Raw genomic sequence first — 20,341 nt, forward strand, 5'->3', positions numbered from 1 at the left:
ATCATGAATGCCGACAACAGCGCCCGCAGCGGGCAGGAGCAAACACGCAAGCTCCTGATCGTGGACGATGAAAAGGACTTTGTACTCAGTCTCGAGGACATCCTCGAAACCCGGGATTACATCGTGGCCAAGGCGCACTCCCAAGAGGAGGCCTGCGACACCATCAGGTATTTCGATGCCCAGGTGGTCCTTTTGGACATTCGTTTGGGGCGCGCCAACGGCATCAACCTGATTGCCAAGCTCAAACGCATCCGACCGACCGTCGTTTGTGTGATGATGACGGCTTATGCGGACACGGACACGGCCATTCGGGCCCTGCAGGAGGGGGCCTACGATTATCTGAAAAAACCCCTGGCACCCGACGAACTGTTTGCCACCCTGAACCGCGCTTTCGAGAAAATACAATTGGAAAACGAGAAAACCGCCGTCGAGCAAGCCCTTCGGAACCAGAACCGGGAACTGGAGAAGATCAACAACCGGCTCCGGCAGATTGTGGCGGCCACCCAGGGGTTTGCGGCCTGCAGCTGCATGGAGGAAATCGGTCCGCTGCTGCTGAAGGAGTTTGCCCAAAACATGGCCGCCGACGGCGGGAGCCTGTTTCTTCGCGATGAGGATGGACTGGTGCTCGTACACTCCCTGGACCCGGATCATACACCATCCAGCATTGCTTTTCCCCTTCGAGCGGGTTCCGTTTTCGAGAAGGCCATACGAAGCGGAAAGCCGGTGGTGGTCAGTGATATCCGCGAAGAGCAAGACGTGACCGGGAGCAGCTGGCAGGGATACCGGGACGGATCCCTGCTGGTTTTTCCACTTACGGAGGAAAAGGGTGAAATCGTCGGCATCATCTCCCTGCATAATAAAGTGCCCCCGCCGTTTACCCTGCAGGATAAAGAACTGGGTTCGATTCTGGCCTCGTACAGCAGTGAAACCTTGCGCGCCGCCAAGGCGCTCGAAGCGCTCCACGAGAGCAAGGAGCGGTTGAATGCGATCATGGATTCGGTAAATACCGGGATCCTGGTCATCGATGAGGCAACCCACCGGATCACCGATGCCAACTCGGCCGCCCTGAACATGATCGGCGTTTCCAAAGAGGAGCTTGTGGGGGCCGCGCACGAGGCATATGTCCGGCCTGACCCAAAGGCCGCATCCGCCATCCCCGAACCTGGTTTGGACAGCGTTTCCACCGAGCGGATCGTACGAAAGACGGGTGGCGGGGAAGTCCCGATCCTGAGAACCGCAAACCGTGTCATGCTCGGTGGCAGGAAGCACATTGTTGAGAGCTTTGTCGACATCACAAAGCGGATACAGCTTCAGTCACAACTGCAGCAGGCCCAAAAAATGGAGGCGATCGGCACCCTTGCCGGAGGTATTGCCCATGATTTCAATAATCTGCTCCAAGCCATCCTCGGCTATACCCAGGTACTGCTGTTCAACATCAAAAAGGAGGACCCCGCATTTGCCAGCCTGAAAGGGATCGAAAAAGCGGGCATGCGGGCAGCGGAGTTGACCCGGCAGCTGCTGACGTACAGCCGTAAGGTGGAGAGCCGGCTGCGACCCGTGGATCTCAACCATGAAATCGTTCAAGTGAGAAAACTGCTCGATCGGACCATACCCAAGATGATCGATATCGAACTGGCGTTATGCGATGCCCTGAACATCGTCAACGCGGACCCGACACAGATGGAGCAAGTTCTGGTGAACCTTGCCATCAACGCCAGGGATTCCATGAACGATGGTGGCAAGATCACGATCCGGACCGACAATGTCGTCTTGTCGGAGGCATTTTGCCGAACCCATCTCGATGCCCATCCGGGCGCTTACGTGATGTTTTCCGTCTCCGACACCGGCCACGGAATGGACAGGGAAATCGCCGATCACATGTTCGAGCCGTTTTACACCACCAAAGGAAGCGGAAAGGGCACCGGCTTGGGGCTGGCAATGGTCTACGGCATCGTCAAGAACCATTGCGGACACATCACCTGCGACAGCAAGGTGGATTCCGGGACGACATTCAACATCTATCTCCCGGCCATCGAAGGTATCGTCGGAGAAGAACCGGGAGACGGGCCGGCAACGATTTCCTTTTGCGGTCACGAGACGATTCTGCTCGTCGATGACGAGCCGGCTATCCGCGACCTTGGTGAACAGATGCTGAGCCGATACGGATACAAGGTCGTCACGGCGGCGGACGGTGAAACCGCGTTGGCCCTTTACGAAAGAATGATGCCGCAGATATCGCTTGTGGTTCTCGACATGTTTATGCCGGGGATGGGGGGCCAGCGGTGCCTCGAAAAGCTCGTCGGAATGAATACGGGCGTGACGGTGCTGATCGCCAGCGGCTATGCCACCGATGACGCCAGAGAGAAGGCGATGGCGGCCGGGGCCTGCGGATTTGTGGACAAGCCCTATGAGGTGGCCACCCTGCTGAAGGCCGTCCACAGAACCATCAACGATCAGGGAATCGTTCGATGACCGAAAAAATTCTCAGCATCCTGTTGCCCGCCTGCTTTCTGGCAACCGTCATTCTGATAAGGAATCTGCCATGGATTACTCCGAAATCACCTTCGACCGCGAAGCAGCCGTCGGAACCCTGACCCTGAACAACGCCGGCAAAATCAACGCGCTTTCCAAACAGATGATCAAGGAAATCCTGCAACTGCTTGACCAGGTAGCAGAGGATGACACCCTGAAGGTCCTGATCATCAGGGCGGCGGGAAACCACTTTTGCGCCGGTCACTACCTGGCAGAAATGGTCGATGCCGGTGTCAAGGCATACAAATCCATCTTTGACCAATGCACCCGCATGATGATACGCATTCACGACATTCCCCAGGTGGTCATCGCCCAGGTGCAGGGCATCGCCACGGCCGCCGGCTGTCAGCTGGCCGCCTGGTGCGACCTGATCGTTGCCGAGGAAGGCGCGCGGTTCTCCACCCCCGGCGTCCGGATCGGCCTTTTCTGCACCACACCCATGGTGGCCATCACGCGCGCCATCGGCCGCAAGGCCGCCATGGAAATGCTCGTCACTGGCCGTGAGTTTCCGGCGGCCGAGGCCAAGGCTCTCGGCCTGGTCAATCGCGTCGTACCGCTGGCAGAGCTGGAAGCGACCACCCGCGACCTGGCCCGCCAGATCGCCGGGGCCAGCGGCTTCGCCCTTTCTATCGGCAAGCAGGGGCTCTATGCCCAGGCCGACATGACCGATGCCCAGGCCCTGCACTATGCCAAACACACCATCGTGATGAACAACATGGCCGAAGACGCCCAAACCGGCATCAAGGCGTTTCTGGAAAAACGGACGCCGGAGTGGAAAAACCGGTAACCGCCGAGGAAAAGCTTATTTAATGTTTTCCAGATAGGCCTCAAACGCCGTTACCGAATCCTTTCCATCAGCCGTGGTAACGCCCGTCAGCCAGCTTTTATAGGTATCCGGATGGGCCTTGAGCCATGTAAGCCCGGCTTCACGCGGTTTGAGGCCTTTGTTCGCATACATGTTGGTCATGATCTGGTTCATCATAGCGATGGGAAAGGTCATGTTCCTGACCAGCACGGCCACATTGGGCTGTTCCTGATCGAAGCCTTTGCGGATGTTGGTCCAGACCGTGGCCGTGCCGTCGTTGGGGCCGAAGGTCGCATCGGTGCTGCCGGTCAGGTAAGTCATGTCGATGCGCTCGTTCATGCTGTGGGGCGACCAGCCCAGAAAGACAATACAGCGTTTCTGTTTGACCCGCGACTGCACCTCGGCCAGCATGGCCACCTCGCTGGAAGGCAGGATTTTGAATCTGCCCAGTCCGAACATATTCTTCTCGATCATGTCACGGATGATCAGGTTACCGTCGTTGCCCGCTTCGATGCCGTGAATCTTCCAGTCGAGCTTGTCGCCGAATTTGACGATGTCCGCAAAATCCTTCAGTCCTTCCTCGGCACAATAGGTGGGCACGGCCAGGGTGTACTTGGCGCCGGGCATGTTGGCCACATATTTGACCACCGACCCTTTTTTGAAGAATTTGTCGGCCACCGTGGCCATGGAGGGCATCCAGTTGCCGAAAAAGAGATCCGCCGCATCGCTGGAAAGGGCCGCGTAGACAAAGGGAACGGAGTAAACCGTGTTTTCGGCCGTGTAACCGAGACTCTCCAGGACGGATGCCGCCAGCTCGCTTTTGACCGTCACGCCGGTCCAGGCGACACTGGCGATGCGGATTTTCCCGGCGGCAGGGGCAGCGGTGGCGAACATCGGCAATACGATGGCCAGGGTAAGGGTGAAAAGGATTCGCTTGAAATGGTCGTTTAACATTATATCTCCTTTTGGTTGGGGTTGATCGTCGTTATTTTCCAAACCAGCCCAGCGGCTGCGGGGCATGGTTCTGGTAAATGTGCTTGACCTCGGTGTATTCGTCAAGGCCCATGCGTCCCAGCTCCCGGCCCAGGCCGGACTGGCGGTAGCCCCCCCAGGGGGCCTGGACGAAGTAGACATTGAAGTCGTTGATCCAGACCGTTCCGAAGCGCAGCGCCCGGGAAACACGGGCCATACGATCCGGATCGCGGGTCCAGAACCCCGCCGAGAGCCCGTAAACGGTGCTGTTAGCACGGGCCACGGCTTCTTCCTCGCTGTCGAAGCGCTCCACGCTGATCACCGGTCCGAAGACCTCCTCCTGAACGATACGCATGTCGTTGGTGCAACCGGTAAACAGGGTCGGCAGGTAAAAGAAACCGTTTTGCAGCGCCGGGTCATCGGGTCGGTCACCGCCGAGAACCAGGCGGGCCCCCTCCTCCCGGGCGATGGTCACATAGCCGGCCACTTTGGCCAGATGCTCCGCCGAAATGAGCGGACCCATCTGAACGCCGTCGGCAAATCCGCTGCCCAGCACAATGCGCTGCATGCGCGCGGTAAGGGCCTTTACGAAGCGGTCGTGAATGCCCGCCTGGACCATCACCCGTGCGCCGGCCGAGCAGATCTGGCCGGCATGGAAAAACACCCCGTTGAGGGCATGGTCCACGGCCAGATCCAGGTCGGCATCGTCAAAGACGATGTTGGGATTCTTGCCGCCCAGCTCCAGGGCCACCTTTTTGACGTTGCCGGCAGCGGCGCGCATGATGGTCTTGCCCGTGGCGATACCGCCGGTAAAGGAGATCAGGTCCACAGCATGGTTCTCGGACAGTTCGGCACCCACCTCGGCGCCCGGTCCCAGCACCGTGTTGACCACCCCGGGAGGAAAACCCGCTTCCTCGGCCAACTCAGTGATCCGGATCGTGGTCAGGGGCGTAATCTCGCTGGGCTTGATCACGATCGTGCAGCCGGCGGCCAGGGCCGGCGCCATCTTCCAGGAGGCCTGCAACAACGGGTAGTTCCAGGGCGAAATCTGGCCGCACACCCCCACGGGCTCGCGGACCAGCCGGCTGCTGGTATCCGGGTGGGGCGAGGCGATCACCTCGCCGCCGTCCTTGTCAGCCAGGCCGGCGAAATAGCGGAAAATCCCGGCGATGTCGTCCATGTCCCAGCGGCTTTCGATCACGGTCTTGCCCGTATCCAGGCTCTCCAGGCGGGCCAGGTCCTCTTTTTCGCGGTCCACCAGGTCGGCCAGCCGAAAAAGCAGCCGGGCCCGTTCCACTGCCGGTGTGCCGGGCCACGGGCCGCTGTCAAAGGCGCGCCGGGCAGCCGCAATGGCGTCGATGGCGTCCTCGCGTGCCCCCTCGGCCACCTGGGCAATGATCGAGCCGTCAAAGGGGTTGATGATTTCCCGTTGCGCCCCCGACCGGGCCGGTTGCCAACTGCCGTCGATGTACATCGGTTTGCGGATCATGCGGCAGCCTCCTCCCCGACCTGCTCATGGCGGTAGTAAGGCAGGGGCTCCGGTGCCAGGGGCGTGTTGCCCAAAATCAGGTCGGCCGCCTTTTCGGCGATCATCATCACCGGAGAGTAGATATTGCCGTTGGTTACATAAGGCATGATCGAGGCGTCTACCACCCTGAGGTTTTCCACACCCTGGACGCGCAGCTGGGGATCGGTCACGGCCTCGGCGTGGGTGCCCATGGCGCAGGTGCAGCTGGGATGGTAGGCCGACTCGCCCTCGCGGGCCACGAAATCGAGGATCTCGTCATCGCTCTCGACCCCCTCGCCCGGCGCCAGTTCCGCCCCGCGGAATTCGTCAAAGGCCGGCTGGGTCATGATCTCCCGGGCACGGCGGATGGCTTCCACCCACTCGCGGCGCTCCTGCTCCGTGGAGAGGTAGTTGAAACGGATGCTGGGATAGGCCGTCGGATCGGCAGAGGTGATCTTCACCCGCCCGCGCACATCGGTGTTCATGGGGCCGATATGCACCTGGTAGCCGTGACCCTGGCGGGGTGACGATCCGTCGTAACGGATGGCAATAGGCAGAAAGTGAAACTGGATGTTGGGATAGGCCACCTGGTCGTTGCCGCGGATGAATCCGCCGGCCTCGAAATGGTTGGTGGCCGCCTCACCGGTGCGGCCGAACAGCCACTTTGCTCCTATCCACGGCTGATTGTACCACTTCAGCGCGGGATACATGCTCACCGGTTTCTTGCAGGCATACTGCACGTACAGTTCGAGATGATCCTGCAGGTTCCGGCCCACCCCGGGCAGATCCTGGATCACGTTGATCCCCAGTGCCGACAGATCCTCGGCCTTGCCCACCCCGGAAAGCTGCAACAACTGCGGCGAGTTGATGGCTCCGCCACAGCAGACGATCTCGGCCCCGTAGACGCGGTGCACCTTTTTGCCCTTCCTGTATTCAACCCCCACGGCACGCTTACCCTCGAACAGAATGCGGCTGACCAGGGTATGGCATTTGACGGTCAGGTTGCCGCGGCGTTTCACCGGATGCACATAGGCCCTGGCCGCGTTCCAGCGGCGGCCACGGTAGGTGGTGCGGTCGAACCGGCCGAATCCCTCCTGCTGGAATCCGTTGACGTCCCTGGTGAGCGGATAGCCGGCCTGCCGGACAGCCATGAAAAACGCGTCGAAAAGGGGATTTTCGCACTCGGGCGTGGTCAGGTAGAGCGGTCCTGCCGCCCCCTGGTAGGCATCGGCACCGACCATGCGGCACTCGAAGCGCTTGAAGTAGGGCAGGCAATGGGCGTAAGACCAGTTTTCGAGACCCTCCTCCCGGGCCCACTTCTCATAGTCCTGGGCGTTACCGCGAATGTAAATCATGCCGTTGATACAGCTGGATCCGCCCAGAACCTTGCCCCGCGGCTGATAGATCCTGCGGCCCTGCATGAACGGTTCGGGATCCGATTCGTACCACCAGTTGTATGTTTTGCCGGCCAGCGGGTAGGTCAGGGCCGCCGGCATGTGGATTCGGAAATCCAGGCGATGATCCGGCCGGCCGGCTTCCAGGACCAGGACACGGTGTTTGGGGTTGGTGCTCAGGCGGTTGGCCAGAACGGATCCGGCCGAACCGCCGCCAACGATAATAAAATCGTAGGGTTTCATGGTAATCTCCTTTAAGGGCTGTTGCCGGCATCTGTGCCTGAAGGGAACGGCACTGCCGGCACGGGCTTGTTTTGTTCTGCCACGCACGTTCTCAGCATTCCATAGTGTTGACCGATGCAGGAAAGGGCGCGCATGGGTTCCTGCTCGGCAATGGCGCGAGCCGTATCACGCCAGTTGGCGGCCGCCTGTTCCCGGTACGCCGGATTTTCGTACAGGGCATAGTCGTGGGAACTGAATCCCATCTGCAGGGCGTGCATGACCCATTCGAACAGAGGGCTTCGGGCCATGCGCGCCAGCATGAGGTTCAGTTCGCGGTCCAGTTCGCTGGCCGCGGTCAGATCGGGGTCCGGCTTACGCATCAGCGCCTCGAACCGCAGCACCGCCGCCAGCAGGGCTTCTTTTTCGTCCCGGGTGCCGCGGGAAATGGCCAGGACGGTGATGGTCCGGTCCATGCTCTCGCGAAATTCGATCAATTTTTCCGGTTCCACCGGGTGCTGTTTGAGAAAAAGGGCCAGAGACTCGGAAACATTGGCCATCTCCAGCTGGCGCACATAGGCCCCTCCCTTAACGCCCTTACGCACCTCGAGCAGGCCCTTCTGCTTCAATATTTTGATCGCCTCGCGCACCACCCCCCGACCGGTCCCAAACTGGACCTGCATGTCCCGCTCGCTGGGCAGGCGCCCGCCGGGTTTGAGGCGGCCGTCCAAGATGGCGGCCTCCAGGTTCAGGGCGATGTCCTCGCTGGCCCGACCGCTCTGCACGGGCATGAAAGGGCTTCGGGGAAATATTTCCTTAGCCATTGGTAGTACCTTTTAATAAATATCAACCAAACTTATAAGAAGTTTTACCTAAAATAGGTAAAGTTAAGCCTTAATGGTACGACCATTATTGCCATGCCATTGATCGGTTGTCAAGGCGATCAGAGGTGGGAAACTGGGTAACCGCATTTAATTTTTTGTTGCGTTTTTTATCCGGTAGCGACTGGTTAAGGATATCAAATGTCCAATGAAAAATGCCAAATGGTGGCATGCTATCCATTTATAACCGATCCGATCCTTCAATTGACATTTGGATTTTTAGGCGATTGGCGGATAAGAATATACTTGGATGCGAAGGATTTTTCATTCGTATTCAAGGCGGGCTTTTTTACGCATAGTGGGGCTATGTGTGGAAACGCCCAACGCAGAAGACGGATGAAAAGACAAGCAGGCGGGTATATTCTTTGACAGAAATCGCCTTACATTTGGCATTGATTGAATCGGGGCGATGGGTTTGCGATCACGCACGGATCGTTACTATGATCGAAATCGCTATCGGGATCGCTATCGAAAAGAAATGGAACGTAGACATGCGAATGTGTAATTAAAAATAGTTGGGGAGTTTCAGAATCGATTCAGAATCGATTCAAAATCAATTCTGGGAGGAAGAATCCGAGACAAACAGGCAAGCGGACTCAGTCGGATCCGGAGGGCTGGCGATCGGCAGGGTCGGCGACAAACAGTCGTCTGAGCATCTTCTCCCTAGCCAGAAGCACGGCCGAGCGGGTTGCCCCAAGGATGCTGTCGCCATAGCCGACGGCGGTGCCGATGCCGATCTGACGAAAAGAGGAGGCATCGGTGCAGATGAGCTGGATCCCAACCACCATTTTTTTGGTGTGCCGGGCCTGGAGACCGACAATTTTTTCCGATACCGTTTCCGCATAGTCATAAATCCGGCCATAGATCACCTGAGCGGCCCCCCGTTGCCGGGCCTCCACGGCAGCTTGCCCGTCGGACATGAGCCCGGATTGCTGAAGCCAGCGTTCCTGGAGAATGGCATCGATATTCTCCGGACGGACTTCGACCACGCTGAACCGATTGGATTCGGTGACGGCACTCAGGACCAGCTGATAGACCCCCATGCCCACGGATTTTTCGACCAGTTGGGGATATTGCTTCACCGCTTCGGGCCCCAGGCCCAGCACCAGGGGAAGAACGGCCGTCACCGGTTTTGTATCCGCTGAGTAAACGGCACGGGCATTTCCGCTGTCATCAGTTAACACGGGGCGCTGGTCGACGGTGGTGGATGCGCATCCCAGTGTGACGGCGATCGTTGCAAGGATGAATAGCCACTGGATCGGGGATTGGTCACCAACGCGGGCCGTTGACTCTCTTTTCACGATTGCTCCATCAGATTGCCTACCGCCGCCTTAATCGCTTCATGGACAGCGATGCCGACCGACGATTCGTCAAAGTGCACCTTGTCATCGCGGATGGTAAAGCCGACGCTTTTCGAGCGGGTCACGCCTTTTCCCGAACCTTCGGCGCTGATCGTGGTGCCGTCATTTTGTCTCACCGACAGCTCGACGCCGACCGTCACGGTCACCTTGCCTTTGGAAAACAGGCCAAGCATGAGCTTGGAACGGCTCTTGCCGAAAGATTTGACGACCAAGCGAACTTGTGTATCGGTCCGGGGGGCGACGGATGGCGGCTGCATGGCAGGCGACGTCGACCGTTTCTCATCGGACCATCTGTCAATGACCAGGTCCTGAATCAGCTGCCGGGTCTCGTCGTCCGTGTCGACCGGCAGATAACAGCCGGTGGCGAACAGCTCTTCATGGATCAGGTTGATCAATCCCACGGCAATGAGCCGGTTCTTCCACGCGGCATCGTCGACCTCGTTCTCAATAGCCAAAACGATGAAGCTCCGCCTTTTTCCGCCTGGGCAGTGGCTGTATCCGGTTCCGGCCCTTTCACCCGTTGCGGCCAGACGCTGGACGGCTTCTCGGGCCCACGGCTGGTCCGGCTCTATAGCGAGAATTTGCCGATAATAGTCCAGCGCGGCCTCTGTCTGGCCGCGATGTTCCTGCTCAAGCCCCTTATCGTAAAGCGTTCTGATTTCAGGCCCCGGCATCGATCCGGCCTGGCGCAGCGTTTCCGCCTGCACGCGATGCCCCAGGCCGTCGAGAAGCTTGGCGGACAGGCGCTGGACGATCGCTTTGACCTTCAGAAATGCCCCCTGGCCGTCGGCGGCCTTCACCACCACGCCGCTGGCCGTGCTGACCAGGTGGGCGGAAATGAGGAGTTGGTCGCCGACCGGCACGTAACTGCCGAAAACAAAGTAGTCAACCCCCAAAAGGCGTCCTAAGCGGAGCCGGGTGTCCTCATGCACCAGATCGCTGGTGCCGAGACGCAACTCGCTCAGCAGGGCATCGAGTTTCCGGCGTTCCAGGATCTGGATGGTCTTTGCTTCGGAAAGGTACTCGGCCAGGCTCTGGCTGATCCATTCGGGGAGAAAATCGGAATGGGGCAGTTTTTCAGCGCTGTCGGTGACAAACGGATAGATGGCGATTCGTTGATCGACATCGTTTCCCGCATCGCTTTGCATGGCCGTTGAAGACGGCGCCGCCTCAAGATCGGTCGGGTTGAGAAAAAGCGCGATCATGATTGCGATCGTCCAGGCGAGCCTGAAACCGGATAAAATGGGATCCGTGTTCTTTTTTGTGTGTGGTGCGCTTTGCATCCGTTCCAATGCCCTATCTAGAATCGGTACACGGATCCGATATAAACACTGACCAGGTCAATATCTTCAATTTCGTAAGTCTCTCTTACCCCCACGTTGAGTTCGAATGTATCCGACGGATAATAGGAAAAGGAAAGCCCTGCCGTGGTTTGCGAATCCCGGTCGTCGGGAATATCGTCGCTGCTGAAATCCGAACGGATGATCTCAAGATTGACCGCGGCGGCATCAGCGAACAGCGGCACGCCGATGTTGCAACCGTAGGTCAGGGTTTTGATCGAATCCAAATCGTTTAGGTAATCGATGAACTTTTCGACAAATTGATTGTCCGTATCGATCCAGCTTTCGCGAACCTCTATTTCCGAGATCCGGTAATCCACCCCCACACTGACGGTGGCGAAACTGAATGTTTTCGTAAATGTCGAAAAGGCACCGGCACCGTATTGAAGGTTTCCGGCGTGCTCGATGGCATCCGAGGTGAGGTAGTAGGCTGAACCAAAGACCTCAACACCGGCATCCCAGACCATGCTGTCCCATTTTTTAATCGGGTACTTGCCCGAAATACTCAGCCCGGCAAAGTGGGATTCGGAGTCGATGGCATCGTCCATGGTGGTATATCGGTACGGCAAAAGGATGCCCAGTTCTGCCCCACCGTCATATTCGTGGCTGTAGCCGAGTAAAATCGAGGTGGCATCGCCATCTTCATCATTTACGGACAGGCTTACATATTCCAGGACCCCTTTGAATTCATTGTTGATGCTGGCAGCCTCGGCGGATTCTTTTCTGGCCGGACTGGCTTTGGAGAGCTTGTCTCCAAAGGATATCCCGAGCATGATGCTGTCCGCAGTGTCCCCGGTACTCATATTGAGCCCGCCCGGAAAAATGGCGCTGAGGATGAGATCGAAATTTTCCAGGGCCCACTCTTCGATGTCGTCCCTGTTCTGGACGAGTTCCATGTTTGATTCAATCACGAGGTTGCCGTCCCGGTCGTAAATGCGGATTATATCGGTCAACGTCTCGTCTCCATCCATATCACCGTTCTGGTTTTCGTCATTCCACGCCAGGGTTGCCAGGGCGCCGTATAATCCCGCGTCGATGCTTTTATCGGCTCCCGAACCTTCTATGGCCCAGGAGAGCACATCGAAAAAATCATCCCCGGCAAAACCAATGCTCGGTAAAACCAAAAGTGTTAACAGCGAACAGACGACAAGACGGGTACATGTTTTTTTCATGGAAGCCTCCTGTGCCGATCCTTTTTGTAGTATTTGTAGTATGGGTATAAACACCACTATATTACATTGCAGGGAAAGATGTAACAATTAATTCTACAATATTCAGGCTAAATTATCCATGGGCAATGTTCAAGCCCGATCTGCGTGGGCGCATCGCTTTTTACACACGAAATGCCTTTTTAGGCGATTTCGGCCCCTTTTCTGCCACAAGCAATAACCCTTTGACCTCATCCCCGGACTGCTTCCGGATAACGGCGTCGGTCTCCTCAACGGGGATCAATCCGTGATGTTTCAGGCAGTCCCTGACATACCGGTGGGAATGGGCGTAGCGTCCGCTGGGAAACAGCTGATACCCTGTGCTGTTGTCTGCCAATTCTTCCACCGAAAAGGCAATCATCCCTCCGTGAACGAGGTGGGATGATACCGATCGGATGACCGGATCCAGATTTCCGAAATAGACAAATACGTCAGAGCTGTAAATGAGATCGAATGGTTGAGAAAACGTCCAATCCTGAAGGATGTCAAAGACGATGAGCCCGTCGTAGATATTTTTCTCCGAAGCCTTTTGGAGCATTTTGGACGACACATCGACACCGACAAGGAATCTTGCATATGGCCGGTAGAATTGTGATCCCAAACCGGTACCGCAGCCAAGATCCAGAACCGTCAGATCCTGCTTCAGATGTGGGCTCACCAGATGAAACAGAAGTTCAGGGGTCTTGTATTCCAGATCGTTTACCAGAATCGTTTCAAACGTTCCGGCACACTGATCAAAAATCCGGCGTACATGCTGCGCCGGGGCAGCATCGGGGGGAGTCGATGTCCCCAGACTCTGGAGCATAAATTTGGCCGCCTCATCGTCCGGCCTGATCTCCAGCACGGTGTTGTAGTGGTTCTCGGCTGCTTTGAGTTGCCCAAGTTTTTGTAAAGAAACCCCGAGATTGAAGTGGGCGGACGCATAATCGGGCTGTATCTCAATCGCCTTTTGGTATGACCGGGAGGCGTTTTCAATCATATGCAACTCATCTTGTGCCACCCCCAGGTTGTTCCAAGCCTCCGCCATGTCAGAAGCAAATGCCACCGCCCTTCGAAAACAGGAAATGGCTTCCTCCACATCTCCGGTTTCCCGGTAAGCCACCCCCATATTGTTCCATGCCAAACCAAATTTGGGCTGCTGCTCAACGATGGCCCTGTAAATGTTGATGGCCCCCTTATCGTCTCCCTCCATCTGCTTGATCCGACCGAGATTATAGCATGCCGATAGAGAAGGCGGCTTTAAGTTGGCTGCTTTTTCAAAAACCTTTTTTGCCTTATCCGGTTGGGACCGATCCAAAAAAACCGTTCCCAGTGCGTTCAGCACCAACCCCGAATCCGGCCTTTCGTTCAATATTTCCAGATAGGCTTTTTCCGCATCGGTCAGCCGGCCTTCCTGGTGGGCCAATGCCGCTTGTTTGAGAAGGTGTTCGCATTCGTTTTTCATGTGCGTCGATGGGTGGCTATTGTTTTTAGTGAGAGATACGAGATCCTAAATCCAAACCCAGCAATTCCGCAATAGAAAAAGGGTCGACCACTGAAGCGGCCAACCCTTTTTCATTTTTACAAATTTTTGGTGGAGCTGAGGGGGCTCGAACCCCTGGCCTCATGACTGCCAGTCATGCGCTCTCCCAGCTGAGCTACAGCCCCGAAATCGAAAACGCAACCTAACAAAATCGTTCTTGCCTGTCAACGCAATTTTTCAGTTTAGCTGTCCGAACCGTTTTTTACGGGACCCTGCCTGTATCGCTGAAACAGGTTGACAAAAGGCGCGTCAGCAATTATTGTCAATTGTTTGAATTGACGAGATATTCTGGCAATTCCGGACGATGCTCAAACCCGCCTTCAAGATGAACGGCGGGAGGCTGACACGTTTGGCGATGCCTATTTCTGAAACCAAAACAATCAACACCACCGGATGCTGGCCTGCATCCGGTGGTGAAATTAAAAGAAGAGGTCGTTAATGCTCAATGTAATGCGGAAACATGCTGGCAGTTGGATGATCAAAATAATTCTTTTCGCCATCGTAATCGTGTTTTCTTTCTGGGGGGTCGGCAGTTTCCGTTCCCGCCAGGCATCCAAAGTCGCAACCGTCAATGATGAAATTATCGGTGTAACTGAATATCAGCGGGCCTATAACAACCTGATCGAACAGTATCGCCGGCAGTTCGGGTCCAGTCTCAATGACGGCATGCTGGAAATGCTGAGGATCAAGCAGCAGACGCTCGAGCAGTTGATCAACCGTACTATTCTTCTGCAGGAGGCAAAAAAGCTGGGCCTCAGGGTTTCCGATGAAGAGGTTGCCGATTCCATCGTCCGCTTACCCGTCTTCCAAAGCAATGGCACGTTTGACAACCGCCGTTATCGCGCCCTCCTTAGCCAGATACATCTGACGCCGGAGGAGTTCGAAGCCGATCAGAAAAATGCGCTGCTGAGCGAAAAACTCTCCCGCATCATTACCGGCGCTGCAAAAGTGTCCGCTGTGGAAGCCCGTGAGTGGTACGACTGGCGGAACACAACGGTGAACGTCGACTATGTCCTGTTCCGTCCGAACGATTACACCGACATTGAGCCTTCGGCCGAAGCGGTTGCCGACTACTTCGAGGCACAGAAAGAGAATTATAAAACCGATCCCCTGGTCAAGGCCAGATATGTGGTTTTTGACCCTGATGCCTATAAAAAGCAGGTATCGGTTACCGAAAACGAAATCGCCGACTACTATGACACACACATTGACGAGTTCAAAAACGAAAAGAAAGTCGAAGCCCGCCACATCCTGATCAAGGTCGATCCGAACGCCGATCAAGCAACGGAGCAAGAGGCCAAAGCCCGTGCTGAAGCCGTTGCCCAAAAGGCCAGAAGCGGCGAGGATTTTGCCAAACTGGCCGAGACCTTTTCTGAAGGCCCGACCAAATCCCAGGGTGGATATCTGGGCAAATTCACCCAGGCTCAGATGGTCAAACCCTTTGCCGACAAGGCATTCTCCATGGCAGCCGGTGAAATCAGCGATCCGGTGAAAACCCAATTCGGCTGGCATGTCATCAAAGTGGAATCCGTGGAACCGGCCGCAACCCAGACCCTCGAGCAGGCCCGGGCACAGATGGTCAAAACCCTGACCGACACAAAAGCAAAAACCCTAGCCTACGACAACGCCGAGCAGTTTTACGAAAACACCTTCGAAAAAGAAGACCTGATCAAAAATGCAAAAACCTTTGATCTTGGCGTGCTGGAAACCGGGGCGTTCTCGCGTCGCGGTCCGGAAGCACTGGGTCGCGGCAAGGAAGCCTTTGCCAAAATCGCATTTGGCCTTGGCGTGGATGAAATCAGCGATATCCAGGAGATCGGCGGCCGTTACTACCTGATTCAGACAACCGAAACCATCGCGGCGCGCATTCCGGAACTGGAAATGGTCAACGCCCGGGTAATGGCAGACTTGAAAAAGAAAATGCAGTCTGACAAGGCCCTTGAATCCGCCACGGCCATGGCCGTGGAAATCGAAGGCGGCAAAGCATTTGCCGACATCGTGGCAGGCCGGAACCTGACTGTCAACCAGACCGGTCTGTTCAAACGCGACGCCTCGATCCCCGGTATCGGATCGGACCCCGCATTTACCCAGGCCGCTTTCGCGCTGACCCCCGACAATGCCACCGGTACAGAACCGGTAGAAGGACACGCAGGCGTTTATCTGCTTCATCTGGCGGAGCGAAAAGCACCCCCGAGTGATGGGTTTGACAATGAAAAAGAGAAAATCAGCGACCTGCTTCTGAGACAGAAACAGCAAACCGTGCTTCAGGACTGGATGACAGCACGCCGGGCCGAAAGTCAGGTGACCGTCGAAAAAGGGTACACCGAATAGAAGTGCATTCACTACCGGTTTTCACCGGTATCAGAAAGGACATGGTGAGGTCACAATGAAATCACCACACGGTTCCACGGAATCCGGAAAGTCCAGCGGGTACATTGCAAAAAAATGTCCGGAGTGTATGGAGTACATGCCCCTGAACGCAACGAGGTGCCCATCCTGCAAGCTTCCTGTCGGCAGGGTTGATCGGCATGGCAAAGCGTCACGCAAAACCGACTGGAAAGGATATCTCACCGCTATCGCCGCTTGGGCGTTTTTCTTCTTTTACATCTGGTGGGCCTTTTTAAGGGAGCATTAACCACCGGAGCCCATCCGGACAGCCCCCCAAAACAAAGCAGGCCGAACAAATACGACATTCAATGTGGCTGGCAAAACCGGGCTTGCGGTCACCGAGCAAGCGGATAATTTGGCAGGCGTATGCAAAAAACTCGCTTACCGCAAGGATCGAACAGTAATTTGCGTAGCAGCATAATGCCGGCGAATTTCTCCAAACAAAGGTTGACAACCGAGAAGAAATATATTAGGCCTCAATTTAAATAACTCAATTCTTAGCAAAAACCGTGTTAATAAGGAGGCTTGACCGAATGAAAGATGTTCAAAAAGAACTTTTAGCCGTTTCCAACGCATTATCTTCTCTTGTAAAACAAGTAGAGAAGATATCTGAAGTGCTTGATGCAGAAGCAAGCGGGGAGGCGGTTCCTGCAAAAAAAGCAAAAGCCCCGGCAAAAAAAGCAAAGCTTGCGGCAAAAAAAGCAAAAGCACCCGCCAAAAAAAGAGCCGCGAAAAAGAAGGCACCCGCCGATACAGCACCGGTAACACCAGCTGCGGCTGACAATTCGGCGACCATGCTGGAAAGTATTTTCGGAATGATCAGCAGGAGTCGTAACGGTATTACGGTAGAACGGCTGAAAAAACGAACCGGACTTGAAGCCCGTCAAGTCAGTAATGCCTTGTACAAGCTGACGAAAAAAGGAAAGGTCGAAACCATTTCCCGGGGGCTTTATGTGAAAAAGAAAAGCTGACGACTTCCTATAGTATTTAAGATAATGTTTTTGGCAAGGCCAGAGGGAGGAAGTTGTATTAGTCATACCGCGACGACCGATAACGCAGCCCAAAAGCATTATCTTGAATGCTATACCAGCATCCCCGGAGATCCGGACTATTCCCCGACTTGATTCATCCAGTCCAGTAAGGCCTTCCACTGCAATCATTCCTGAATAGGCAGTGGGGGGCTTTCTTCGTCCACTGCCTTGCCAAAACAACTGAAGGAATTTCCATGTCCCACCATATCGCTGCCGGCCTGACCCGATCGCACCGGTGGTATCGACATACGGCGCTTCTCACGGTACTGTTGATTATTTTCGGCGGGTTCGGTCCCACCGCAAATCACTCCGGCGTCTTTCATTCGGGCATCTTTTCTCCACAGCCGGCTGTAGCGGGACCGGCAACGGCACCCGGACCGGGCTGGGCCCATGAAACCAGCGACCTTAAACCCGACCCGAACATCGTATTCGGCCGGCTATCCAACGGCTTCCGCTACGTACTGATGCAAAACCAACGACCGGAAAACCGGGTCAGCCTTCATCTTTTTGTCCATGCCGGCAGCCTGAACGAAACCGAAGATCAGCGGGGTGTGGCCCACTTTCTGGAACATATGCTGTTCAACGGGTCCACTCACTTTCCACCGGGAGAACTGATCCGTTACTTCCAGAGCATTGGCATGCAATTCGGCAACGATGCCAATGCCCATACCGGATTCAACGAAACCGTTTACGATGTTATCCTTCCGCAGGGAGATGCACAAAATCTCGAAAAAGGCCTTCTTGTCATGCAGGATTATGCCATGGGCGCGCTGCTTCTGGAAGAGGAAGTCAAGCGGGAAAGCGGCGTCATTCTATCGGAAATGCGGTCGCGCGATTCAGCGGGATATCGGACGTTCAAGGCCACCTTAACGTTTGAGCTTCCCGATTTTCTGGTCTCCGAACGGCTGCCCATCGGCAAGGCGACGGTGGTCCGGCATGCGAACCGCAAACTGCTCAAATCGTTTTACGACGCCTGGTACCGGCCGGATAACATGATGCTGGTTATGGTCGGTGATTTTTCCATTCCCACCGCCAAGCCGCTGATCGAATCCCGGTTCGGCCCATTCACCGCCCGGGCGGCAGCGGCACAGCCGCCGGTTTTGGGTCATATCGCCCATCAGGGAGTTCAGGTCTTCTACCACCATGAGCCCGAAGCGGGCGGCACATCCGTCAGCATCGAAACCATCCGGTCCGAACCTCCGGCCGCAGATACGGCGCAGGCAAGGCATCAGCGGATGATTGAAGCGATGGCCGATCGCATCGTGCAAAGCCGCCTGGACAGCCGCCTGAAAGCACCGGAGACGCCGTTTACCTCGGCCGCCGTGGGCAGTGGAACCTACCTGAACCACATCCGCTACAGTGACATCTCGGCCGACAGCAGCGCCGAAAAATGGTCGCAGACCCTGGCTGCCATCGAGCAGGAGCTGCGCCGGGCGTTGCTTTACGGATTCCGCCAGGAAGAACTGGAACGGGTCAGAAAAGATGTTTTGAAGCAATTGGACAATGCCGTACGCGAAACACCGACCCGCAACAGTACAACACTGGCCCGTTCCATTATCCACAATATCGCCGAAAACCGGGTCATCCGGTCGCCCGAACAGGAGGAGTCCCTTTTGGCCCCCCTGGTGGCGTCGGCCACCCTGGAACAGGTCCAAAAGGCGTTCCGGGACAATTGGTCCGCCACGCATCGGCTGGTGCTGGTAACGGGCAATGCCGATCTCACCCAAACGTCACGCCCCTCCCCCCAGGCGCAAATCAGGGACGCATTCCTGGCCGCTGCGAAAGTTGCGGTCTCCCCCCCTGAAGCGGAAACGGCAACTCCGTTCCCCTACCTGCCGACACCGGCGGACATCGGCCAGGTGGCCTCCCGTGACGTCCTGGCGGATCTGGGGATTACACGAATTCAGCTGGCCAATGGCGTGCGGATCAACCTGAAACGGACCGATTACAAAACCAACGAAGTCCTGGCCAACCTGATTTTCGGCCATGGCCGGTCCAGTGAACCCGAGTCGCGTCCGGGACTCGGCCTGCTGGCCGAACCGACGGTGAATGAAAGTGGTCTGGGCGGCATGGACACCGACAAACTGGAACGTGCCATGGCAGGAAAAAGTACCTATGTGGACTTCCGGATTGGCGAGACCTATTTCAATTTTTTTGCTGAAAGTGTCAGCGATGAAATGGAGCTGCTCTTCCAACTGCTCTACGCCCATATCATCGATCCCGGTTTCCGTGATGATGCCCTGGCCCTGGCCCGCGAGCGATTGCACCAGGATTACCAGTCGGCCAGCCGGTCCATCGAAGGCATGCTGAAAATCGAAGGCACCCGTTTTCTCGCCGGCGGCGACAGCCGTTTCGGCATGCCCTCCTCCTTTTCAGCCATCAGGGCCATTGATCTGGCCGACATCCGCAACTGGATCATACCTCAGTTGAGCAGCGCTCCGCTGGAGTTGTCCATCGTCGGTGACATCGATGAAGCGACCGTCATCGAATTGGCTCGCCGCTATCTGGGGGCGTTGCCGGCCAAAAGCGAATCCAACGTCACCATGAGAACCACCCTGCCCCATCTGCCCGCAGGAAGCATCCGCAGGATCGCGGTCGATACCCAGATCCCCAAAGCCCTGGTGGTTTCAGCCTGGCAGACGGAGGATTTCTGGGACATCCACCGCACCCGACGGCTTTCGGTCCTGGCCGACGTTTTTTCCGAACGCCTGCGGGAACGGATTCGTGAAAAGCTGGGTGCGTCCTATTCCCCCTATGCGTTCAACCGGGCCAGTCGGGCCTATGACGGCTACGGCCTTTTCCAGGCGTATGTCAATGTGGCACCGGACCAGACGAGCGCCGTGCTCCAGGAAGTCAAGGCCATTGCCGCCGATCTGGTTCGAAAGGGCGTCACCGAGGATGAACGGCTGCGCGCGATCGATCCGATGCTCACCTCCATCAAGCAGTACCGGCAGACCAACGGCTACTGGCTCAACAGTGTCATGACCGCATCCGGCCGATCGCCCCAGCAGTTTGCATGGGCCCGCAGTTTCGTGGACGACTTCCGGGCGATCACCGTCGACGAACTGTCCCGGCTGGCCACCACCTATCTGATCCCGGAGCGTGCCGCTGCGGTTGTCATCGCACCGAAGGCACCATAAACGTAATACAAAAAAACGCGCCCCTGACCGGGACGCGTTTT

Annotated in this window: 15 protein-coding genes and 1 tRNA gene; 7 read left to right on the forward strand and 9 right to left on the reverse strand. The window is 56.4% G+C overall.

Features of this window, described 5'->3' with window-relative positions:
• Nucleotides 1-3: 3 nt before the first annotated feature.
• Nucleotides 4-2,472, forward strand: coding sequence for a response regulator (locus GN112_RS11350; protein ID WP_155310321.1), 2,469 nt, complete (start codon nucleotides 4-6; stop codon nucleotides 2,470-2,472).
• A gap of 70 nt (nucleotides 2,473-2,542) precedes the next feature.
• A complete protein-coding gene (locus GN112_RS11355; RefSeq protein ID WP_155310322.1) occupies nucleotides 2,543-3,319 on the forward strand; it encodes an enoyl-CoA hydratase in 777 nt (258 codons plus the stop codon).
• 15 nt (nucleotides 3,320-3,334) lie between these two features.
• Here the strand turns inward: GN112_RS11355 and GN112_RS11360 are convergent, their stop codons facing one another.
• From GN112_RS11360 to GN112_RS11375, 4 genes are read right to left on the reverse strand one after another with little or no spacing between them, the layout of a single operon-like run.
• A complete protein-coding gene (locus GN112_RS11360) occupies nucleotides 3,335-4,291 on the reverse strand; it encodes an ABC transporter substrate-binding protein (RefSeq protein WP_155310323.1) in 957 nt (318 codons plus the stop codon).
• 31 nt (nucleotides 4,292-4,322) lie between these two features.
• The gene (gene betB, locus GN112_RS11365; protein WP_155310324.1) at nucleotides 4,323-5,798 is read right to left on the reverse strand and encodes a betaine-aldehyde dehydrogenase; all 1,476 of its coding nucleotides are present in this window, start codon (nucleotides 5,796-5,798) and stop codon (nucleotides 4,323-4,325) included.
• Nucleotides 5,795-7,453 carry a choline dehydrogenase gene (betA, locus tag GN112_RS11370; RefSeq protein WP_155310325.1) on the reverse strand — a complete coding sequence of 553 codons (1,659 nt, stop codon included), beginning with the start codon at nucleotides 7,451-7,453 and terminating at the stop codon, nucleotides 5,795-5,797. Before betA ends, betB begins: the two co-directional genes overlap by 4 nt.
• A gap of 11 nt (nucleotides 7,454-7,464) precedes the next feature.
• Nucleotides 7,465-8,253, reverse strand: coding sequence for a FadR/GntR family transcriptional regulator (locus tag GN112_RS11375; RefSeq protein WP_155310326.1), 789 nt, complete (start codon nucleotides 8,251-8,253; stop codon nucleotides 7,465-7,467).
• 198 nt (nucleotides 8,254-8,451) lie between these two features.
• Here GN112_RS11375 and GN112_RS11380 point away from each other — a divergent pair, with 198 nt between their 5' ends.
• Nucleotides 8,452-8,679 carry a hypothetical protein gene (locus GN112_RS11380; protein WP_155310327.1) on the forward strand — a complete coding sequence of 76 codons (228 nt, stop codon included), beginning with the start codon at nucleotides 8,452-8,454 and terminating at the stop codon, nucleotides 8,677-8,679.
• 227 nt (nucleotides 8,680-8,906) lie between these two features.
• Here GN112_RS11380 and GN112_RS11385 read toward each other — a convergent pair whose 3' ends face one another.
• The 5 genes from GN112_RS11385 to GN112_RS11405 form a co-directional block, all read right to left on the reverse strand.
• Nucleotides 8,907-9,611 (reverse strand): CsgG/HfaB family protein, encoded by a 705-nt coding sequence (locus tag GN112_RS11385; protein ID WP_155310328.1) that lies wholly within the window; start codon nucleotides 9,609-9,611, stop codon nucleotides 8,907-8,909.
• Nucleotides 9,608-10,876 carry a CsgG/HfaB family protein gene (locus GN112_RS11390; RefSeq protein WP_162458885.1) on the reverse strand — a complete coding sequence of 423 codons (1,269 nt, stop codon included), beginning with the start codon at nucleotides 10,874-10,876 and terminating at the stop codon, nucleotides 9,608-9,610. The genes GN112_RS11385 and GN112_RS11390 overlap by 4 nt, the downstream gene beginning before the upstream one ends.
• Nucleotides 10,877-10,971: 95 nt before the next feature.
• Entirely contained in the window at nucleotides 10,972-12,183 is a 1,212-nt protein-coding gene (locus tag GN112_RS11395; RefSeq protein WP_155310330.1) for a hypothetical protein, read from the reverse strand.
• A gap of 160 nt (nucleotides 12,184-12,343) precedes the next feature.
• On the reverse strand, nucleotides 12,344-13,663 hold the full coding sequence (locus GN112_RS11400; RefSeq protein ID WP_155310331.1) for a tetratricopeptide repeat protein: 1,320 nt from the start codon (nucleotides 13,661-13,663) through the stop codon (nucleotides 12,344-12,346).
• A 127-nt stretch (nucleotides 13,664-13,790) separates the two neighbouring features.
• Nucleotides 13,791-13,866: transfer RNA gene (locus GN112_RS11405), tRNA-Ala, on the reverse strand.
• Nucleotides 13,867-14,191: 325 nt separating this feature from the next.
• Here GN112_RS11405 and GN112_RS11410 point away from each other — a divergent pair.
• The 4 genes from GN112_RS11410 to GN112_RS11425 all read left to right on the forward strand — a co-directional run bounded on the left by GN112_RS11410 (nucleotide 14,192) and on the right by GN112_RS11425 (nucleotide 20,300).
• Complete coding sequence (locus tag GN112_RS11410) at nucleotides 14,192-16,072, forward strand: peptidylprolyl isomerase (RefSeq protein ID WP_269434971.1); 1,881 nt, start codon at nucleotides 14,192-14,194, stop codon at nucleotides 16,070-16,072.
• 55 nt (nucleotides 16,073-16,127) lie between these two features.
• Nucleotides 16,128-16,376, forward strand: coding sequence for a hypothetical protein (locus GN112_RS11415; RefSeq protein ID WP_155310333.1), 249 nt, complete (start codon nucleotides 16,128-16,130; stop codon nucleotides 16,374-16,376).
• 286 nt (nucleotides 16,377-16,662) lie between these two features.
• Nucleotides 16,663-17,100, forward strand: coding sequence for a hypothetical protein (locus tag GN112_RS11420; RefSeq protein ID WP_155310334.1), 438 nt, complete (start codon nucleotides 16,663-16,665; stop codon nucleotides 17,098-17,100).
• Nucleotides 17,101-17,354: 254 nt separating this feature from the next.
• A complete protein-coding gene (locus tag GN112_RS11425) occupies nucleotides 17,355-20,300 on the forward strand; it encodes a M16 family metallopeptidase (RefSeq protein ID WP_155310335.1) in 2,946 nt (981 codons plus the stop codon).
• Nucleotides 20,301-20,341: the final 41 nt, after the last annotated feature.

Origin of the sequence: Desulfosarcina ovata subsp. ovata, assembly GCF_009689005.1 — a bacterium.
Lineage (GTDB): Bacteria > Desulfobacterota > Desulfobacteria > Desulfobacterales > Desulfosarcinaceae > Desulfosarcina > Desulfosarcina ovata.